General features: G+C 40.5%; 21 protein-coding genes. 6 read left to right on the top strand and 15 right to left on the bottom strand.

Annotation, left to right across the window (positions count from 1 at the left end; all coding sequences use genetic code 11):
* Positions 1 to 108: 108 nt before the first annotated feature.
* The 3 genes from NAF01_RS07440 to NAF01_RS07430 all read right to left on the bottom strand — a co-directional run bounded on the left by NAF01_RS07440 (position 109) and on the right by NAF01_RS07430 (position 3716).
* Positions 109 to 2067: a TRAP transporter permease gene (locus NAF01_RS07440; protein WP_019381507.1), complete on the bottom strand. Its 1959-nt coding sequence runs from the start codon at positions 2065 to 2067 to the stop codon at positions 109 to 111.
* Entirely contained in the window at positions 2057 to 2587 is a 531-nt protein-coding gene (locus NAF01_RS07435; protein ID WP_250802033.1) for a DUF1850 domain-containing protein, read from the bottom strand. The genes NAF01_RS07440 and NAF01_RS07435 overlap by 11 nt, the downstream gene beginning before the upstream one ends.
* A gap of 136 nt (positions 2588 to 2723) precedes the next feature.
* Positions 2724 to 3716: a TAXI family TRAP transporter solute-binding subunit gene (locus tag NAF01_RS07430; RefSeq protein ID WP_250802032.1), complete on the bottom strand. Its 993-nt coding sequence runs from the start codon at positions 3714 to 3716 to the stop codon at positions 2724 to 2726.
* A 229-nt stretch (positions 3717 to 3945) separates the two neighbouring features.
* Between NAF01_RS07430 and NAF01_RS07425 the strand changes: the two genes are divergently transcribed.
* From NAF01_RS07425 to NAF01_RS07410, 4 genes are all read left to right on the top strand, one after another.
* Positions 3946 to 4668, top strand: a complete 723-nt coding sequence (locus tag NAF01_RS07425; protein ID WP_250802031.1) for an alpha/beta hydrolase — start codon at positions 3946 to 3948, stop codon at positions 4666 to 4668.
* Between the two features lie 189 nt (positions 4669 to 4857).
* A complete protein-coding gene (locus NAF01_RS07420) occupies positions 4858 to 5376 on the top strand; it encodes a YjcG family protein (RefSeq protein WP_222497337.1) in 519 nt (172 codons plus the stop codon).
* A gap of 4 nt (positions 5377 to 5380) precedes the next feature.
* Complete coding sequence (locus NAF01_RS07415) at positions 5381 to 5803, top strand: GNAT family N-acetyltransferase (protein WP_197207630.1); 423 nt, start codon at positions 5381 to 5383, stop codon at positions 5801 to 5803.
* A 149-nt stretch (positions 5804 to 5952) separates the two neighbouring features.
* Positions 5953 to 6627: a DUF421 domain-containing protein gene (locus NAF01_RS07410; protein ID WP_048009076.1), complete on the top strand. Its 675-nt coding sequence runs from the start codon at positions 5953 to 5955 to the stop codon at positions 6625 to 6627.
* A gap of 31 nt (positions 6628 to 6658) precedes the next feature.
* On the opposite strand, the gene NAF01_RS07405 is transcribed toward NAF01_RS07410, so the two are convergent.
* Positions 6659 to 6943 (bottom strand): hypothetical protein, encoded by a 285-nt coding sequence (locus tag NAF01_RS07405; RefSeq protein ID WP_222497346.1) that lies wholly within the window; start codon positions 6941 to 6943, stop codon positions 6659 to 6661.
* Positions 6944 to 7147: 204 nt separating this feature from the next.
* On the opposite strand from NAF01_RS07405, the gene NAF01_RS07400 reads away from it, so the two are divergent.
* Positions 7148 to 9466: a UvrD-helicase domain-containing protein gene (locus tag NAF01_RS07400; RefSeq protein WP_250802030.1), complete on the top strand. Its 2319-nt coding sequence runs from the start codon at positions 7148 to 7150 to the stop codon at positions 9464 to 9466.
* A 38-nt stretch (positions 9467 to 9504) separates the two neighbouring features.
* Here the strand turns inward: NAF01_RS07400 and NAF01_RS07395 are convergent, their stop codons facing one another.
* From NAF01_RS07395 to NAF01_RS07365, 7 genes are all read right to left on the bottom strand, one after another.
* Positions 9505 to 9759: a sporulation-specific transcription regulator SpoVIF gene (locus NAF01_RS07395; protein ID WP_076256981.1), complete on the bottom strand. Its 255-nt coding sequence runs from the start codon at positions 9757 to 9759 to the stop codon at positions 9505 to 9507.
* A 194-nt stretch (positions 9760 to 9953) separates the two neighbouring features.
* On the bottom strand, positions 9954 to 10067 hold the full coding sequence (locus tag NAF01_RS07390) for a YjcZ family sporulation protein (RefSeq protein WP_019381501.1): 114 nt from the start codon (positions 10065 to 10067) through the stop codon (positions 9954 to 9956).
* 162 nt (positions 10068 to 10229) lie between these two features.
* Positions 10230 to 10586 carry a stage V sporulation protein AE gene (gene spoVAE / locus NAF01_RS07385; RefSeq protein WP_206835378.1) on the bottom strand — a complete coding sequence of 119 codons (357 nt, stop codon included), beginning with the start codon at positions 10584 to 10586 and terminating at the stop codon, positions 10230 to 10232.
* 13 nt (positions 10587 to 10599) lie between these two features.
* A complete protein-coding gene (gene spoVAD, locus NAF01_RS07380) occupies positions 10600 to 11613 on the bottom strand; it encodes a stage V sporulation protein AD (protein WP_226619945.1) in 1014 nt (337 codons plus the stop codon).
* The gene (gene spoVAC / locus NAF01_RS07375) at positions 11613 to 12086 is read right to left on the bottom strand and encodes a stage V sporulation protein AC (protein WP_226619944.1); all 474 of its coding nucleotides are present in this window, start codon (positions 12084 to 12086) and stop codon (positions 11613 to 11615) included. Before spoVAC ends, spoVAD begins: the two co-directional genes overlap by 1 nt.
* Positions 12087 to 12101: 15 nt before the next feature.
* The gene (locus NAF01_RS07370) at positions 12102 to 12575 is read right to left on the bottom strand and encodes a YhcN/YlaJ family sporulation lipoprotein (protein ID WP_226619943.1); all 474 of its coding nucleotides are present in this window, start codon (positions 12573 to 12575) and stop codon (positions 12102 to 12104) included.
* Between the two features lie 335 nt (positions 12576 to 12910).
* The gene (locus NAF01_RS07365) at positions 12911 to 13264 is read right to left on the bottom strand and encodes a DUF1360 domain-containing protein (RefSeq protein ID WP_048008293.1); all 354 of its coding nucleotides are present in this window, start codon (positions 13262 to 13264) and stop codon (positions 12911 to 12913) included.
* A gap of 131 nt (positions 13265 to 13395) precedes the next feature.
* Between NAF01_RS07365 and NAF01_RS07360 the strand changes: the two genes are divergently transcribed.
* On the top strand, positions 13396 to 13899 hold the full coding sequence (locus NAF01_RS07360) for a CotY/CotZ family spore coat protein (protein ID WP_048008286.1): 504 nt from the start codon (positions 13396 to 13398) through the stop codon (positions 13897 to 13899).
* Between the two features lie 61 nt (positions 13900 to 13960).
* Here NAF01_RS07360 and NAF01_RS07355 read toward each other — a convergent pair whose 3' ends face one another.
* The 4 genes from NAF01_RS07355 to mgtE all read right to left on the bottom strand — a co-directional run bounded on the left by NAF01_RS07355 (position 13961) and on the right by mgtE (position 18773).
* Positions 13961 to 14497 (bottom strand): CotO family spore coat protein, encoded by a 537-nt coding sequence (locus tag NAF01_RS07355; RefSeq protein ID WP_048008287.1) that lies wholly within the window; start codon positions 14495 to 14497, stop codon positions 13961 to 13963.
* Between the two features lie 113 nt (positions 14498 to 14610).
* The gene (gene fabI, locus NAF01_RS07350; protein ID WP_048008288.1) at positions 14611 to 15381 is read right to left on the bottom strand and encodes an enoyl-ACP reductase FabI; all 771 of its coding nucleotides are present in this window, start codon (positions 15379 to 15381) and stop codon (positions 14611 to 14613) included.
* Positions 15382 to 15521: 140 nt separating this feature from the next.
* Complete coding sequence (locus NAF01_RS07345) at positions 15522 to 17381, bottom strand: monovalent cation:proton antiporter family protein (protein WP_197214658.1); 1860 nt, start codon at positions 17379 to 17381, stop codon at positions 15522 to 15524.
* Positions 17382 to 17393: 12 nt separating this feature from the next.
* On the bottom strand, positions 17394 to 18773 hold the full coding sequence (gene mgtE, locus NAF01_RS07340; protein WP_048008290.1) for a magnesium transporter: 1380 nt from the start codon (positions 18771 to 18773) through the stop codon (positions 17394 to 17396).
* Between the last annotated feature and the right edge of the window lie 392 nt (positions 18774 to 19165).

Raw genomic sequence — 19165 nt, 5'->3', positions numbered from 1 at the left:
GAAGCAAAAAGGAAGGATCTCATATGAGCATCCTTCCTTTTATTCTATAAATTTATTTTTCGTATTTGGGACCTGCCTGGCTCCAGCGCGCGAGTTTTTTTTATTAAGTTAAGCTGTTTGCGGCTTTGCCTGATCGTCTTTTTTAATGAAAACCTGCAATGCAATCAACAGGATAAAAATAACTAATCCTACAATATCAGTAACCCCTTCAGGGTAGATAAGCAAAAGTCCCCCTGCAATTCCCAGCAGTCTTTCAAAAATATTCAATTTACGCAGCCAGTAGCCAATTACGCCAGCGCCAATTGCCATCATACCTGCCAAAGCAGTAAATACTACCCAGATTAAGTAATACCAGGTTGTATCAATCATCAATAACTCCGGTGAAAGGACAAACATGTATGGAATAATAAAAGCCCCGATGGCAAGCTTTGATGCTGTTACTCCAGTCTTTATCGGATCTCCGCCGGATACACCAGCCGCCGCAAATGCTGCAAGAGCAACTGGAGGTGTGACATCTGCCACAATACCAAAATAGAACACAAATAAGTGAGCAGATAAATCAGGTACGCCCAGAAGAATGATTGCCGGGGCGGCTATTGTAGATGTAATAACATAGTTTGCAGTTGTTGGTGACCCCATTCCCAGGATAATTGCTGCCACCATTGTCAGCATCAAAGTTGGGATCAGCAACCCGCCTGAAAGATCAAGAAGGCCATTCGCCATCTTTAATCCAAGACCTGTTTTAACAACTACTCCAACAATAATACCTGCCGCAGCTGTTGCTGCAGCAACGCCCAAAGCCGTGCGTGCACCATCAACTAAAGCATCGATAGCATCTCTGAATCCAATGCGCGTTTCCTTGCTTATCATACTTACTGCAACCGTAATTACAATTGACCAAAGAGCAGCACGTATTACACTCATTCCGCTCATTAGCAGGATGATAACTGCCAAAATCGGCAGCAGCAGATAAATCTTCTTCAATACTTCCTTACGGTTAGGCATCTCTTCATCTTTCAGCCCTCTAAGTCCTACACGTTTTGCTTCGAAGTGAGTCATTATCCAGACCCCGGCAAAATATAGAAGTGCCGGAATAGCAGCTGCCTTTGCAATATCCCAGTATGTAATGCCGCCGCCAATAAACTCAACCATCAGGAATGCAGCAGCACCCATGATTGGAGGCATAATCTGGCCGCCGGTTGATGCAGTCGCTTCAACTGCGCCAGCGAATTCTTTCTTGTATCCAAGCTTTTTCATCATTGGAATGGTAAAGGAGCCTGAAGTTACTACGTTAGCTACAGAACTTCCGCTAATTGTTCCCTGTAGTGCACTTGAGAAAATGGCAACCTTCGCCGGTCCGCCTGTTCTCTTTCCAGCGATGGATACGGCCAAATCATTAAAATACTGGCCAACCCCCGTTTTTACAAGGAACGAACCAAATAACAAGAATAGGAAAATAAACGTAGCAGATACGCCTAAAGGGGTACCCAGGATTCCCTCGGTCGTAAAGAACATGGTCTGCACCAATCTTTCTAAATCAAGACCCCGGTGCGCCAAAAATGCCGGCATATATGGCCCGAACATCGCATAGGCGAGAAAAATGACGGCAATAATGGTGATGGGAAGACCAACCGCACGCCTGGTCGCTTCCAGAACCAGAAGAACTGCAATTAAACCAACATAAAAATCAATCTCGGTCAGACGCCCGGCCCTCATGACAATTTCATCAATAAAAAGTGGCCAATAAGCTCCTACAGCAATACCCAGTATAGCTAAAATGATATCGTACCAGGCAACCTTATGCTTTCGTCCTCTGTCTTTCTTCCTTGCAGGGAATAACAGAAAAATTAGGGCTAGTGCAAAACCTAAATGAATCGAACGCTGCAGCTGGGCTGTAAGCATCCCGAAAACCCCTGTATATAAATGGAAAAGCGAAAATGCTAAAAGCCCAAAAAAGACGATCCAGCCTAATACTCCTCCTAATTTCCTTGTACCAGCCTCTGGATCATATTTCTCCAGCAATTTCTGCTGTTCCTCAAGAGATAATGTTTCCCCTTTATTTTCCAAGGATATTCACTCCTTTCAACACCTCGAATAAGTTTATTTTTTTTGCCTTTATTCTTACCCATGTACCGGGTTCGATATAATCTGTAAGGACATATTCCTGGCCTTGCAAAATCAATCTGTGATTCGCTCTGACCTTACCCAGCCTTAAGTCAAATGAAGGAAAAACCCTTTTCATATTCTTAATATAATATTTGCCGTTCTTTTGTTCAAATGTTTCTCCATCTGAAGCATTTTCAGGCATGCCGATGGCAAAATCCTCATACATAAGTTCGAACAATTTAATACTTCCATCACCGGTTATAGTATAGCTTTCAACAACATCTGTAAGGTGGATGGAATGTGTATACTTTATCTTAAATGTTCTGTCCTCTTTAATCGGGAAATAAGCAATCACCTTTCCTTTGTTTTGATACTCAAAAACAACTGCCTGCTTAATGGGTATGAAGAACATGATTGCGATGGTTATGATAACGAGGAGTGCCAGGACCGCTTTTTTATTCCCTGGCCTAAAAAAGTTCATGGAACCTCCACCTAAAAAATATTGTCAGCTTTTACATTTGATTGCCATTTCACTTTAAAATTAATTGACCGGCGCAATAACCTTATCAGGTTTTACAGCCGGCCAAATTTGATCATTGGATTATGTTAGTGAAAGATTATTCAGCTTTAAAGCCTTTTTCGTCAAAATACTTTTTAGCACCAGGGTGCAGTTTAATACCAGTACCTTTAACAGCATTTTCAGCCTTAATCATTTTTCCTTTGGCATGTGTAACTTTATCAAGGTTCTCAAAGATTGCTTTCGTAATATCGTAAACTACATCCTCTGAAAGGTCATTTGAAACAACAAGCATTGCCTGTACTGCTACTGTCGGTACAGCTTCTGCAAGCTTATATGTTCCAGATGGCACTTCATCCTGAACATAGTAAGGATATTTTTCAATTAATGAATCGATTTTATCCTGTTCAATCGGAACGATCACAACATCTTCAGTTGCAGAAAGCCCTTCTACAGCACCTGTAGGTGTACCTGCTGTAACGAATGCAGCATCAATCGTGCCATCCTGGATCCCGGCAGTTGACTCATCAAAAGAAAGGTCCTGTTTTTGGATGTCATCCAATTTGATTCCATGCACTTCAAGGATCTGCTCTGCATTTGCAGCAGTTCCTGAACCAGGTGCTCCGATTGAAACTTTTTTGCCTTTTAAGTCTTCAACAGATTTAATGCCAGATTTTGCAGTAGTAACGATCTGGATTGTTTCAGGATAAAGTGTGCCGATCGCACTTACATTGTCAACTGCTGCACCTTCAAACATTAATTTACCTTCTTGCGCATATGACGCAATGTCAGTTTGAGAGAATGCAATCTCTGCATTGCCATCTTTCAATGTGTTCATGTTCTCTGCAGATGCACCTGAAACCTCTGCATTTGTATCAATGCCTGTAGCATCAGAAATAATCTCAGCGAATGATCCGCCCAGCGGATAGTATGTACCGCCTGTCCCACCAGTCACGATGCTCATAAACTTAGGCTTGTCTGCGCCGCCTTCTCCATCTCCGCCGCCTTCATCTTTTCCGCCGCCGCAGGCTGCAAGAACCATAGAAAGCGCTAACAGCAGAGCTGTGGCCAGGAATATACTTCTCTTTTTCATCCTATTTCCCCCTTATAAAGTTTAGATTTTATCAATTATATACTAACATAAACCTTATTAGAATTGTCAAATGATTCCTAGCTGCATTATGATTTGGAAACTTACTTACTCAAATAAAATTGTATCCCGGTCTATGAATGAGAATGCAAGTAAAAAGCAATTCCTATATATATATGATAAAATCATCATGTAAACTCTTACATAAAGACTAAACGGAGGAACAGACATTATGGATTACCCTAGAGGATCAATACAGGATATCAGGATTCAAAGCAAAGAACTGGGTGAAGAAGTTGAACTGCTCATTTATTTGCCCCCTTCCTTCTCACCTTTATATAAATACACTGTTGTTATAGCTCAGGACGGGAAGGATTACTTCCAGCTGGGAAGAGTCGGACGCATCGCAGATGAATTATTAGATGGAAAAGAAATCGAAAACATCATTATTGTTGGTGTCCCTTATAAAAACGTCAAGGACAGATGGGAGAAATATCATCCGGACGGTGGACAGCACAATGCATATATCCGTTTTCTTGCACATGAACTTGTTCCATATCTTGACCGTGAATTCCCGACCTATCAAATGGGAATGGGACGAGCACTTATGGGAGATTCCCTTGCTGCAACTGTTTCCTTAATGGCGGCCCTTCAATACCCTAATACTTTCGGGAGGTTAATTCTTCAATCACCTTATGTTGATAACTCCGTTTCAGTAGCAGTAGAGGAATTTACGCATCCTCACCTTCTTAATATTTATCATGTTATCGGGAAAGGCGAGACATCTGTAAAAACCACAGGAGGGGAAGAGAAAGATTTTCTTACTCCAAACCGGGATCTTTCCAATTTGTTTAAGCAAAGGAAATTTCCTTACTTCTATGATGAATTCGATGGAGATCATACCTGGACATACTGGCAGCCTGATTTAAAAAGGGCATTAAAGTTTATGTTTTAACTGGAAATTGAGTGAAAAGAACTATACTCCGCTATAAAAAGATTACCTAAGCTCACTGCTTTTTATTGTGAAAAAAGGTATAATTATATAGTGAATTTCGAAAATTTGCTATAATAGTTCAACAAAGTGTTTTTCATTTAAGTTAACCTGCAAATTATAAAAATTATTAATAAACATGGAGGTTGTTGTATGGAGACTAATTACGGCATCGTTATTTTCCCGTCAAAAAAGCTGCAGGATTTGGCCAATTCTTATAGAAAGCGGTATGACCCGCATTATGCTCTAATTTCTCCGCATATAACTTTAAGATCGCGCTTTGAAGCATCTGAAGAAGAAATAAAGCGGCTGACAGAAACGCTTTATGAAATTGCTAAGAAACACGAACCATTTCAAATAAATGCATCAAAAATCAGCTCTTTCCAGCCTGTCAACAATGTGATTTATTTCAAAATTGAGCCTTCAGCACAGCTCGAAGAGTTACATGTTGAACTAAATGATCATATTAGCGGAGAAACACCCGAGTATAATTTTGTCCCACATATTACCATCGGGCAAAAACTCTCCAATGATGAGCATTCAGATGTTTATGGAAGCTTAAGGATGCAGCCCGTGAATCATGAAGAGGTTATCGATCGTTTTCACCTTCTGTATCAGCTGGAAAATGGTTCTTGGACCGTTTATGAAACATTCAGGCTAGGAAAGGAATAGTGAAATGGAAGTAAAAGTTGTATCATCTGAGCAAGAACTGCAAGATGCTTTCTCAGTAAGGAAACACGTTTTTGTCAGCGAGCAAAATGTTCCTGAAGAAGAGGAAATCGATCAGTTCGAGGACGAAGCAGTCCATTTTGTACTTTATAATAATGGCATGCCTGCAGGTGCCGGAAGGTTTCGTACCGTTGACGGCAATGGCAAAGTGGAAAGAATTTGCGTATTGAAGGAACACCGCAAGAGCGGATCCGGAAAAGCAATAATGGATAAAATTGAGGAACATGCTTTGAAACAGGGATTGTCTGCCTTAAAATTAAATGCCCAGACTCAGGCCATACCTTTTTATGAAAAACTGGGCTATAAGGTGATCTCTGAAGAATTTATGGATGCCGGAATCCCGCACCGTACAATGAAGAAAACGATATAACGGACAAGCTCCTGCCATGATGGCGGGAGCTTTTTTGATGCCTCATCCCAGACAAAACGCGTTAGAAGCTGCTTTGAAAGTTATTTGCAATAATTATCGGGCTTTCTGCAAACACTATTTGGGATACAGCATTCTAAGGAGTGGTTTGAATGGAATATTTACATATCTTAAGTGTACTTGTGGTAGGATATATTTTCTTGTTTATTATGGCAAAACTCCTGGGAAAAACACAAATTACACAAATTACTCCTTTTGATTTTATCTCAGCCATCGTGCTAGGCGAGCTGGTTGGCAATGCTTTATACGACCAGGAGACTGGAATACCCGAGATTTTCTTTGCTGTTACAGTATGGGGAACTTTAATTTACGCGACGGAAATCATTACTCAGAAATATAAACGGGCACGCAAGCTTCTTGAAGGTGAACCCTCAATAGTTATAAAAAAAGGGAAAATTATTTACGAAGAACTGAAGAAAAATCATCTTGATATCAATCAGCTTCAGCACCTCCTCCGATCAAAAGATGTTTTTTCAATCAGGGAATGTGAATATGCCATTCTGGAAACAGATGGAACGGTCAGCGCATTAAAAAAGCCGCTTTTCGCAGCACCAACCATTCAGGATTTAAATCTCCCAATAAATAATGCAGAACTGCCTGTAACATTAATTTTAGACGGAGAGGTGGTTTGGGATAATCTGAAGAGCATTAATTGGGACGAAAAGATACTAAAGAATGAAATAAAAAAATTGGGAGCGAGCGGTGTCAAAGATGTTCTGTATGCTGAATGGAAAAAAGGAGAGGCATTGCACGTGCAAACGTACTAAGCCTCTCCTTTTTCTGCCTGATGGCTCTTTCTTATATGCATTCACTAATAAAACGCCCTTTTCCTGTCAGCTCTCCATATGTTTCTTCTGCTATTTTCCTTGTGTTGCGTGTTTGGGTGTTTTCCCGCTCCTTAGTAATTGATTTAGTTGACCTTCTTTGAAAATCAAGGGGAAGTTCGTGGCGGAAAGCTTTTTCATTGGATTGTGCTGATATCCTGGCAACTGGCACGAACCGAAAAGGATCATACTTTGTGCCAATCTCTCTTTCTGCATACTGATTATATTGATATGAAGCTACAGGCAGAATATAGCCCATGAAGACTCCCCTTTCGATTATGTATTTAGCTGATTATTAAGAGAATACGTAACTATTTTTAATTTTATGTACCCGTTTCCATGAAATTTTAAACAGAAAAGCACTTTAGAATCCTCTACCGGTTTGTTATGATTAAATTTGTCTTGTTGTTAAAAAGAAATAATATTGTTAAACTCGGCAATTTATATATAATGGGGTATTTTTATGAAAACAGCAAAGTTACATAATAAGACTGTGAATCTGGAACAATTGAACAGAGAAAGTTTTCAGCATATTTATGAAGAAGGCAAAAAAGGAAAGCTGTTCTGCCCTGAATGCGGAGCTTCTGTCCGTTTGTATTTGGGAATTCTTGATGAACCTCATTTTTATCATATTCATCAAGACAGCAGAACGTGCAGAGATATAATTCTTAACCCCGAACCAGTCCAGACTGAGAATGAAGAATATATAGAAAGAAATGGGTTTAAAATTCCTGTTTCGGGGTCAATTGCTTCAGTCGCAATAAAGGAAACCGAATCAGCCTTTAAAAAAGCTCAGCCGGTAAAAAATATCCCCCCCTATAGAAAAGAAGGTACTGCCAGTCCCAGTTTCCCTGATGAATACCTAAAGTCCCTTTTACAGGCAGGTGTATTCTTGGATAAACAGCAGGCAGCGGCTGTGTCTCATTTAGATGGCCCGCTGCTCGTTCTGGCAGGTGCAGGCAGCGGCAAAACCCGTGTTTTAACAACACGGACTGCTTTTATGCTTCGCGAGAAAAATATCGACCCTAAATCCATTATGCTTGTTACATTTACAGCTAAGGCTGCTGCTGAAATGAAGGAGCGTCTTATCCAATACCCCGGAATGGATTCCCGAAAGGTTAGGCAAATCGTTTCAGGCACTTTTCACAGTTTATTCTATCGGATACTTTCCTTCCACAATCCCAATAAATGGACTTCAGGAAAGCTCCTTAATAAAGAATGGCAACGGGAACAGATTATTAAAGAATCCAGCAAAGACTTAAAACTCGATGAAAAGGAATTTGCCTTTGATCTTGCCCTCCAGCAAATCAGCTATTGGAAAAATTCTCTTATCGTACCTGGCAAGGTTAACCCAAAGAATGATTGGGAGGAACAAACTGCGATTCTTTATCAAAGGTATGAACAAACTAAAACAAAAAAAGAATTATTTGATTTCGATGATATGCTCACAGGCTGCCATGCCCTTTTTCTGGAAGAACCTGAGATTCTGGAACAATATCAAAACCGCTTTCATTATTTCCTGATTGATGAATTCCAGGATATTAATAATGTTCAATATGAGCTAATGAAAATGCTGTCTGATAGAACTAAAAATGTCTGTGCCGTGGGAGACGATGATCAATCTATATATGCCTTCAGAGGAAGCGATCCCCAGTATCTTTTGGATTTCGAGAAAGATTTCCCTGGTGCCAAGGTAATAACATTGAATCAGAATTATCGCTCTGCTCATGAGATTGTATCAGCTGCTAACAAAATTATTTCTCTGAATAAATTTAGACGCCCCAAAAGCATGAGTGCTCAATTTTCCGGTGGACAGCACCCCTTCCTCTTTTTTCCTTATGATGAGGAAGAAGAAGCTACGATGATCCTGACTGATATCCGGGAAAAAATTGAAGAAGGATATGAACCGGGGGATTTTGCAGTATTATTCCGTACCCATACCGGGAGCAGAGCCATTTTTGAGCGGCTGGCTAATTCCAGCCTTCCTTTTAAATTGGATCAAGATGCCGAATCATTTTATGATCGATTTATTGTTCGAAGCATGCTTGCTTTTCTAAAGCTATCGGTAAATGAGGATGACCAAAATGCTTTAAAGGATATGCTGCCTTCATTGTTTATTAAACAATCCGTCCTTCAGGATATTAAGGCAGAAAGCATCTTACAGGATTGCTCATTGCTGGAGAGCCTGAAGTTTATAAAAACAGGCTTTGCTTTTCAGGAAAGCAAATTGAAAAAAGTGATCCCTGTTACAAGATCAATCTCAGGGCTTACTCCAACCACCGCAATTGAAACGGTTGAAAAAGAATTGGGATTTCAGGACTTTATAAAAAAACGAGGCAATGAAGGCAATAAAATGGATAAAGGCTCTGATGATATAAAAGATTTGAAGGTCGCTGCACGTAATTTCCAGTCTCTTCAAGAGTTTCTGGAGCATACTGAACATATGAAAGCCATGAACAAAGAAATCAAGCGCCTAAGCAGAAATAATGATAATGCCGTTACATTAAGCACTATCCACCGTGCAAAAGGGCTTGAATATAATGTGGTATATGTGGCCGGTGCAGTTGAAGGAAACCTTCCGCATGACCATGCTTTGGAAGCTTACCGTTCAGGTGAGTCTGCCCCTTTAGAGGAAGAAAGAAGATTAATGTATGTTGCTGTAACAAGGGCCAGGAAGGATTTGTATATATCTGTTCCGGAAAAAAGGCGTGGACGGAAGGCATATCCATCAAGGTTCCTTGCCCCCATCACAAGAAGCGGCAGAAACAAAGACGAAAAATAAACAGAAGACCTGGCTGCTAACCCGGCCAGGCCCTTCTGTTATTTTTTATTCATCATCTGGGAAATGGTATTAAAGTCAAGCTGCTTACCATCAGCAACGATCGATTTAACAATCTTATCTTCCATATCCTTAGAGACGGGTTTGTTTGCAATCTGCGAAACCCTTTTGATTACATTTCGCACTGTTTTCTCATCTTTAAAATTTGCACTCTGCAAAGAGCCGGCCAGTTCAAATACATCCTTCATATTTACGCCTGTTTTCTTTTCAAGGTTTTTAAAAAAGTTGTTATCCATGCTGCTCAATCACGCTCCTTCATTTACTCTTTTATATCTTATGAAGGTGGGCGGAAAACGTGAAATGTATTATATATTTATCGCAGTCTTACGGGCAGTAAGACCCACATTGATTGAAGTTTCACTTTATGTACATTATATGCAAAAAAGCCGACACAAAACCTGCTGCTGGTTCTGAGTCAGCTCTTTATAATCTAGTTGTAGAAACTTGCTCCGACGATAATGAGTAAAATGAATAGGACGACGATTAAAACAAACGTATTTCCATAGCCCCCGCCATATCCGCAGCCTCCATAGCCATAGCCCATGCCTCTCACCTCACTTGGATTTCTCCCTACACAATATGTGATAATTAAGCAGGATGTATGGGCAAGCTCCCAAGACAGGCTTGGTTTATTCATTCAGATTGGAATAAGGGGCTTGTTTTATATAACCTAAAACAACATTCCTGTGTTTTTTCCTAATATGATTTAGCCTTTCGGCTTAAAAATTAGTGCACCAATAAAACCGAAGATAATGGCTGCTGAAATACCGGAGCTGGTCACTTCGAACATTCCCGTCAATACACCGACAAGCCCATGCTGATCAGCTTCCTGAAGGGCTCCATGGACAAGGGAATTGCCAAAGCTGGTTATCGGGATCGTCGCGCCGGCTCCCGCAAAGTCTGCAAGTGGTTCATAGAGTCCAACTCCATCAAGAACAGCTCCTATAACAACCAAAAGACTTAATGTATGGCCAGGTGTCAGCTTAAAAACATCAAACATTAGCTGGCCAAATACGCAAAACAGGCCTCCAATTACAAAAGCCCAGAAAAACATAGGCAGCATACAAATTCCTCCTTTAAGTCATTTCGATAGAAACAGCATGAGCAATACAAGGGATGCTCTCATTCTGCTGGAATGTCAATGGGGATAATAGTGCACCCGTAGCGACGACAAGAATTCTCCTATAAGTCCCCTGTTTCATTTGATTCAATAGATGTCCATAAAGGACAGCAGCCGAGCACCCTGCACCGCTTCCTCCAGCTTGGACTGGCTGATCATCTTTATAAATCATTAAACCGCAATCCTTAAATTTCTCTCTGTCTATCTTCAATCCATTATTTGTGAGCAGTTCATAAGCTGTTTCCTGGCCAATTCTCCCAAGGTCCCCTGTGACGATCAAATCGTAATGCGATGGATCCAGCTGCATGTCTTTAAAGTGTGCAGTAATGGTATCTGCTGCTGCAGGCGCCATGGCTCCTCCCATATTAAAAGGGTCTGTCAGTCCCATATCGATAACTTTGCCGATTGTGGCAGAAGTGGTAACCGGCATATTTGAACCAACTCCTTTCGCTGAAATCAGAGCCGCACCTGCACCAGTTACTGTCCATTGGGCTGTTGGGGGCTTTTGGCCTCCATATTCTGTCGGGTATCTGAATTGTTTTTCAACAGCGGCATTATGACTGGAAGCACCTGTCAAAACGTAATCAGCACCTTGGTAATTAACAATAAAGGACGCCAGCGCAAGTCCTTCCATTGAAGTTGAACAAGCTCCGAAAATCCCGAAATACGGGATTTGAATCGTTCTTGCACTTAAACTTGAAGGTGTGATCTGATTAATTAAATCCCCTGCAATATAAAACTGGACATCCTCCTTTTGGATATTTGCCTTATTTAAGGCCGTCTGTCCCGCCTCTTCCAAAAGGATTCGGTGTGCTTTTTCATAAGAGTCTTCACCCATCCATAAATCATCATGAAGAACATCAAAATCCTCTGACAGGTTGCCGTTTGCCTCAAATGGCCCGCCGGATACACCAGCAGCTGTAATTACCGGGCGGTTTTGAAAGACCCAAGATTGTTTTCCCTTTAGCATTAAATAACCCCCCACATAATTAATAACGTTTTAATCAGGGCCACTACAAAAGCCGAAAACACTCCAAATAGAATAACCGACCCAGCAAGCTTGAACATGTTCCCGCCTACTCCCAGTACAAAACCTTCCGTACGATGCTCAATAGCCGCTGAAATCACAGCATTTCCAAAACCAGTTACAGGAACTGCGCTGCCTGCTCCGCCAAACTGGCCCAATCGGTCATAAACGCCAAAACCTGTCAGCAGCATGGAGATAAAAATCATGGTAGCAACTGTTGGATTTCCAGCTGTCTGTTCCGTGAAGTTAAAAAAGTAGATATAAAAATAAGTGATTGCCTGTCCGACAACACAGATAAGCCCTCCTACCCAGAAAGCACGAATACAATTTTTCAAGATCGGGCGCTTCAGCTCATGTTTTTGCTCAAGCTGCTCATATTGCTGCTGTTCAGGTGTTTTATTTGCTTTTTTACTCATGCCCCTTCTCCCTTCCTATGTCATTTCATTTTTAAGCTTAATGATTTTATCAAGTTTCTTTTTAGCCTTTTTGTCTGTAAAATCGGGATCTTTCATTTTTTCCTGGAGTTCTACTGCCTCAATAAAGATTTTATAATCGCTTGAAACAATGAAGTTCTCATCAGGGTATTTCTCCTCAAGCATTTTTGTCATTTCCTTTTCAATTTTTTTCATGTGGAATCGCTGCAAGTGCTTCACTTTATAAGCAACAAGTGTATCCCCATTGCTTTTGACAACAGCAACATCATAAAGTTCTTTCATTTTTTCAACATCATGCTCAATGTTTTCAACTAAATCCAAATTTTCCTTTGTATTTTTATCAATTAATACAGCAGGGGGATGGGTCGTTTTGAGGAGCGCAAGGTCGCTTTCCGTCACCTTTCCGTCTCCGCTGCAGCCTGATAATAAGATAAGTGAAAATGCAATAAACAATAAAAGTTTCTTTTTCATAATAGTCCCTTCCTATGTAGAATCTTTAAGTATATTGTCCTCGAAATGTTTTGGATTTATGAACATTAATATCCAGCCTATTTTTACCAGGAAAAAACCAAAAAAAATAGCCGGAAACACCGGCTCCTATTTTTTATTGTTTTTTTCCACAGCCGCATCCCTTTTTCTTTTTCTTTTTCTTTTTCTTAATGACCGGCTGAGATTTTTCCGTTTGCTGATCTTTGTCCTTATTTAACATTGATGAGGCCCTCCATTTACAATAATTTTCCTCTAATTAATTTATGCAGAGCCTCAGGAGCTTGTGTAAATCAAATACCCAAATAAATATAAAAAAGCTAATCAATCAGCTTTTGCATAAGAGTTTCTATAATGGCAGCCAGTCCGGCAACCGCTAAAATGAGCAGCACCGGAGCTGCAAAGGATGCATAGAAATAATAGGAAGCATATAAAAATAAGGCACTCCACACGCCAGTACACCAATAACAGCTTAGAAGCTCCCCGAAGAATCCACGCACCCTTCCTTCTTTCACAATCCAATAAACTTCCATTTCCCCGTTCTCATCTGTTTCTTCCACTTCTTCCAGAAAAGGCTTTCGCAAAAAAACAGTAATTTTATCAAATACAATCAGTCTGGTCAGCCTGAAGCTTGCAAGAGCCAAAATCAGCAGCTCCATAGGTGTTATGTCCACTTTTTTCACCTCAAATGTAAAATAATAGCCTATTTTTTGAAAAAACAAGGCGTTTGTCCGTAACCCATAGGGCACTTCGGCAATATGTTAGTAGTGTAGACCACAAGAAACAAACAAGGAGGAAAACAAAAATGGGTTGTGGAAAAAAAGACGACTTCAAAGGCAAAAGCTGTGTATGTGAAGTAGTTCGTGCTATAAAAGATATTCAAGATAACGCAGAAGATGTGTGCGAATGCCCTTCAAACTGTTTCCTGGAGCCGCTTGGAGCGATTTCACCTTCAAACAGAAAGCGGCATAAGCGCCCGGATACACGCGTATTCACACTAAAAACAGCAGATGGGTCACCATTCCATGCATTCTTTACAGGAAATGACTGTGCTTGTGTATCAATCTTCTTTAGAGTAGAAGAAGTATTTGATAACTGCTGTGCAGTGCTTCGCGTTCTAGAGCCAATTAACAGAAAACCTGGCCCGGACAAAACAGTAAACCTTGTTGATGACTGCTGCATCGACTTGAAAAAGGTTTGCGAAGTTGACTACTTCCGCAGTACAAATGACTGCGTAACTGTTGACTTAACATGCTTCTGCGCTGTTCAATGTATTGCCGATGTTGACCTGGATATTTGCGAAGACTAATCATAGAGGCCAGCCGAACCATTCGGCTGGCTATTTTTTGGCCGGCCTCCCCGATTTCAGGTTACCTTCTTAGGCCGATCATTTTGATTGCATTTAAAGATTGCAGATTTATTTTCTCAATACGTTCATCAAATAACTTTACCTCAATCCATTCTTCATTTTTTGAAACAAGAAATCCCCTTATTGCCTTTTCCCCTGTTTCAAATGTGCATGGTATGGGCGGAAGCTGTTTTGGGAAATCAATTAAATAATCCAGACGCTCAAGTGTGTCCATTTCCTTAAAACTCTTTACTCGATTGAAAGATGGTTTTCTTTTTTCTGTCGTAAAAGCAAAGGATGCACCTTTTTTCTCTTCTCTCCCGGATTCAAACTCTTCAATTGCTTCCTGCACCTCCATTTGCCCAGCAGTCTTTTCGACTTTTTCTTCCGGCACCTTTTGTACCTCTTTAGGGACAGCGAAATCAAGCAGGTTTTCCTTTTGTTTTCGTTCCTGCTCTGCTTTCCTGCTCGAATAGATTGTTTGCATCCTGTTTTCAGGAATTTGAAAATTAGGCTGCTGTATATAGAATAGCGGCTCCTTTTCTCTTTTCTCAGTCACTATGCCCACCTCCGCAATCGTTATGGTTCGTCGTATTATATGTATGCAGAAAATGGGCTTTCGTTTCTGAGGAAATAAAAAAAGCCCGCTCACATTGGAGCGGACAAATTCTATTAAATGATATGATAACCGGAGTCTACGTGAATATTTTCACCCGTTATTCCTCTCGACAGACTGCTGAATAAGAATAGAGCAGTATCTCCTACTTCTTCAGGAGTTGTGGTTTTGCGGAGCGGAGCTTTTTCTTCAATTTCTTTAAGAATCGAATTAAATTCGCTTATTCCTTTAGCAGAAAGAGTCCTGATTGGACCGGCTGAAATGGAATTAACTCGGATTCCATCCTTTCCAAGGTCGTTAGCCAAATATTTGACGCTTGCATCAAGGGATGCTTTTGCCACACCCATAACATTATAATTCTTCACAACCTTTTCACCGCCAAGGTATGTGAGAGTCACAATGCTTCCGCCTTCTGCCATTAATCCCCTTGCTTCCTTTGCAACAGCAGTCAGCGAATAAGAACTGATATTGTGAGCCAGCAGGAACCCGTCTCTTGTTGTGTTCATGTATTCGCCCTGAAGTTCTTCCTTATGGGCAAAGGCGATGCAATGGGCTATCCCATGAATTACACCCGCTTCCTCCTTAATTGTGCTGAAACATTTTGCGATGTCTTCATCACTTGTTACATCACATGGAAGCACTAATGATTGGGCATCCTCCAATGAATCAGCCAATTCACGAACACTTTTCTCCAGTCTTTCTCCCGCATATGTAAAGATTAAACGGGCACCAGCATCATGAAGGGATTTGGCAATTCCCCATGCAATGCTTCTTTTATTAGCTACACCCATTACGACGAATGTTTTTCCATTTAAAGAAAGAGTCATTATAAATCCTCCTGAATTTATTATCACATGTTATTAGTACCTAGTGCTAATTGTACATCAATTCTGCGCAAAAGAAAAGCCGAAAAAAATCCTGTTGTTTCTGGAGGATTTTATTCGGCAAGAAAAAAGGCAATCAGATTCTAACACCATTCACAAAATTCAAGTTCACGTTTTAATTCATCAACGTATTCCTTAGATCCTGTAACAATCAAGCGATCATTGATATGCAGTTCAGTATCTCCGTGAGGAACAATGGAATCCTTTCCTCTAAATATCCGGACGAATATTACATCCCCCGTAAACGGGAATCTCCGAAGCATCATGCCTTCAAACTGCTCATTCTTCAATCGGATTTCATATAAAGCAGTCTCCTGGTTCGTTAATATGTTCACCACGCTTGGTGACTCGATTAATGCACGAAGCAGCGCCTTAGAGGAAAGAATAGTTGAAAACAATTCAATGTCATGCTCCCGAAGCGTTTCTTCCATATCAGGGCTTTCCATCCGGCAAATGACACGGTCCACTCCCTTATCTTTAAAAGCAATGGATAATGTAGCATTTGTCTCTTCATCCCCTGTGGAGATTACAACAATATCAGACTCAAAAGCCTCTGTTCCTTCGAAATTTCCAATATCAAACTCATCAACTTCAATGATGTCGAACAAAGAGTCCGCTATCTGCTTTTCCGCCTTTTCCTGCTTCTTATGATATAAAGCCGGCTCGTAAAGGGATGACTTAAGCTCATTATAGATCGGCATAGTCATTTGGTTTGCACCAATAAAGGATACTTTGAGCTTCTTCTCCTCAGCAGCTTCCTGAGGAAATAGCTTTTTAAAGACAACAGGTGTGAATATACTTGTTATGACAGCAACTAAAATTAATGTGCCGCTCATTTCTGCAGTTATAACATCCATTCTTTCACCTATTGTTGCTGCAGCAATTACAAGGGAAAGAGTTGACGTTAACAAGAAACCTGAGGCGATAACCGTTTTGATATCATACCATCTTTTTAAAATATAAATCGGTATAAGCTTTGACAGCAGCAGAGCAATCAGCAGCAATGGTATAAGCATAAGCATCTTGGGGTCTCCAAACAAAGTCCATACGTCGAGCTCTACCCCTACCATTACAAAGAATATCGGTATAAGGAACCCGTATCCAAAAGAATCCAGCTTATGGATCATTTCCTGATTTGGCGCCAGCAGTGATACAAGAACCCCAGCAAGGAATGCACCTAAAATATTTTCTGCCCCGACTGTTTCTGATAATGCCACAAGAAAAATAATTAGTGCAAATACTGCTCTTGTTCCAATCTGAACTGTTCCTGTCGACATCGCTTCAAGAAAATTAAGGTTCTTAAACCTTCTGCCGAGGAAATACAGCAATACGCCTACTCCAAATAAGATTAGAAGCAGCCATGTATTTCCTCCGCCTTTATCATTTAGAGATACAAATACAGCCAGTAAAATCATTGTAGCCAAATCTGCAATAACTGCGATTAAAAGAATAATTTGGCCAATGCCTGTTTTCATTAAGTGTGCTTCCTTAAGAGTAGGAACTACAACTCCCAGAGAGATGGTGGATATTATTAAAGTCATTAAAAAAGCATTATCAATGAATCCTGCCCAAACAAATACATAAGACAGTCCTAATGAAACAAAAAATATTCCTATAAAAACAATTGAAGACACTGCAAATGAATTTGGCTCAAGTTTTCCGCTGGGCAGCTTTTCTCTCTTCTTTGAAGAAGAAAAAGCTGTAAAGTCAATCTCAAGTCCGCTCAGGAACATTAAAAAAATAAATCCAAGTGTCGAAAGAGTTTCAAGCCACATATCCTCATGGACAATATCAAAGCCGCTTTTTCCGATAATTAAACCAATAAGAATCTCGGCCACCACTACCGGAATAAAATTAACCTTCAGCCGATGCAGTATAATCGGCGTTATAAAAGCGGCAAGAATAACAATGACAAGCGATGCTACTGATGCGCCATGTTCCATAATATAACCCCCTTAACCTGTTAAATAACTCATAAATAATGTCGCCATTCCAAAATAAATTAAAATACTGATCAGATCATTAATGGTTGTAATAAATGGACCTGACGCCACTGCCGGGTCAATTTTCATCCTGTGCATCAGTAAAGGGATCAGTGCACCTGCAAGGGTGGCAACGATCAATGTAAACAATATTGAGACGCCAACTAAAACACCCAGAAAGAAATTTCCTTTCCAGAAATAAACAATGAAAGTAACAAGAATACCGCAAATACCTCCATTTATTAAGCCGGTCCCTGCTTCCCTTATCACCAATTTCCATTTGTTTTCTTTCTCAAGGTCTCCAGTAGCAATTCCCCGGACAGCAACGGCCAATGCCTGAGTCCCGGTATTTCCGGCCATCCCTGCAATAAGAGGAATGAAAACAGCCAGTATGGCCACCTTATCCAATGTGTTCTCAAACCTTCCGATAAGGCTTGCAGTTAACATACCCAAAAACAGCAGGATGATAAGCCATGGAAGCCGTTTACGCGCAGCAGAAACTGGATTCCGGTCAATATGATCCATATCTGATACAGCAGCTAATTTGGAGTAATCATCAGATGCTTCTTCTTCCATGACATCCATAACATCATCAACTGTAATAATACCCAGCAAGTGATTTTGAAAATCGACAACCGGAACAGCCAGGAAGTTATAGTCCTTAATTTTTCTTGCGACTTCTTCCTGATCTTCACCCACAGATACGGAAACTACTCTGTCATTGGTGATTTCTGAAATCATCGTGTCATCGTCACTTACTATTAAATCCCTTAATGAAATGACGCCAATAAGCTTCTTTTCGTCATTTACAACGTACACATAATAAATGGTTTCAGCCCTTGGCGCTTCATTCTTTAAGATATACATAGCAGAACGAACCGTCTGATTGGCTGACAGAGAGACAAATTCAGTTGTCATAATACTTCCTGCTGTATATTCTTCGTAATGAAGCAAATCCTTAATTTCTTTTGCCGATTCATCATCCATAATTGTTAAATAGCTGACAACCTGGTCTTTATCAAGTTCATTTAAAACATCAACCGCATCATCGGCATACATTTCTGAAAGCATATCTGCTGCATAGTGGGGATTCATCTCGGCAAGAACGTCTTTATAATCTTCTTCCTCAATCTCCAGGTTTTCAAAAAGAGCCGCCATTTCTTCTGGAGATAGATAAAGATAAATTTTTGCACGGATGTCCTCATCCAGATCTTTAAAAAATGAAGCCTGATCATATGGGTGCATATCAAGAAATTCATTTCTAAAGATATCAATTTCTTCATTTTGTAAAGATTGGATTAAAAGACTGGCATTGATTTGAGATCCTGATCTTTCCTCTGCATGATCTTCCATACAAAATTAACCTCCTCTCATAAAGCATCCATACCCTGTTGGCTAACAGGAAAATGTACTTAACTATACTAGCAAATCTTTGTTTTTTTGTCGTCTCTGAGCAATCCATAAAGTGAAACTTCAATCAGTGGGGAGTGATTTTCTCCCCGCTGATTATTAGTTAAGGGCCACAGGACAAGGAAGGCTTCGTCAGCATGAGCATCGCACGACCAAATGCGACAGCTTTTGGGAGGACGTGTCGTTCTTAGTCTTTGTCCTTATTTCGGGCCTTTACATTATAAAGCGAGGCGACTTGCCCAGGGGTGACAAGCATAAGACGGGCAGATGGCGGGAAGTGCCTTTCTCCCCATCAGCTAATTGACTTAGCCCCTAGGAGCTGCAGCTAGTTTGGG

It is taken from the genome of Cytobacillus firmus (assembly GCF_023657595.1).
GTDB classification, from domain to species: Bacteria; Bacillota; Bacilli; order Bacillales; family Cytobacillaceae; genus Cytobacillus; species Cytobacillus firmus_B.
The sequence above is the reverse complement of the archived record's forward strand: the minus strand, read 5'-3'. Positions and strand labels throughout refer to the sequence as shown.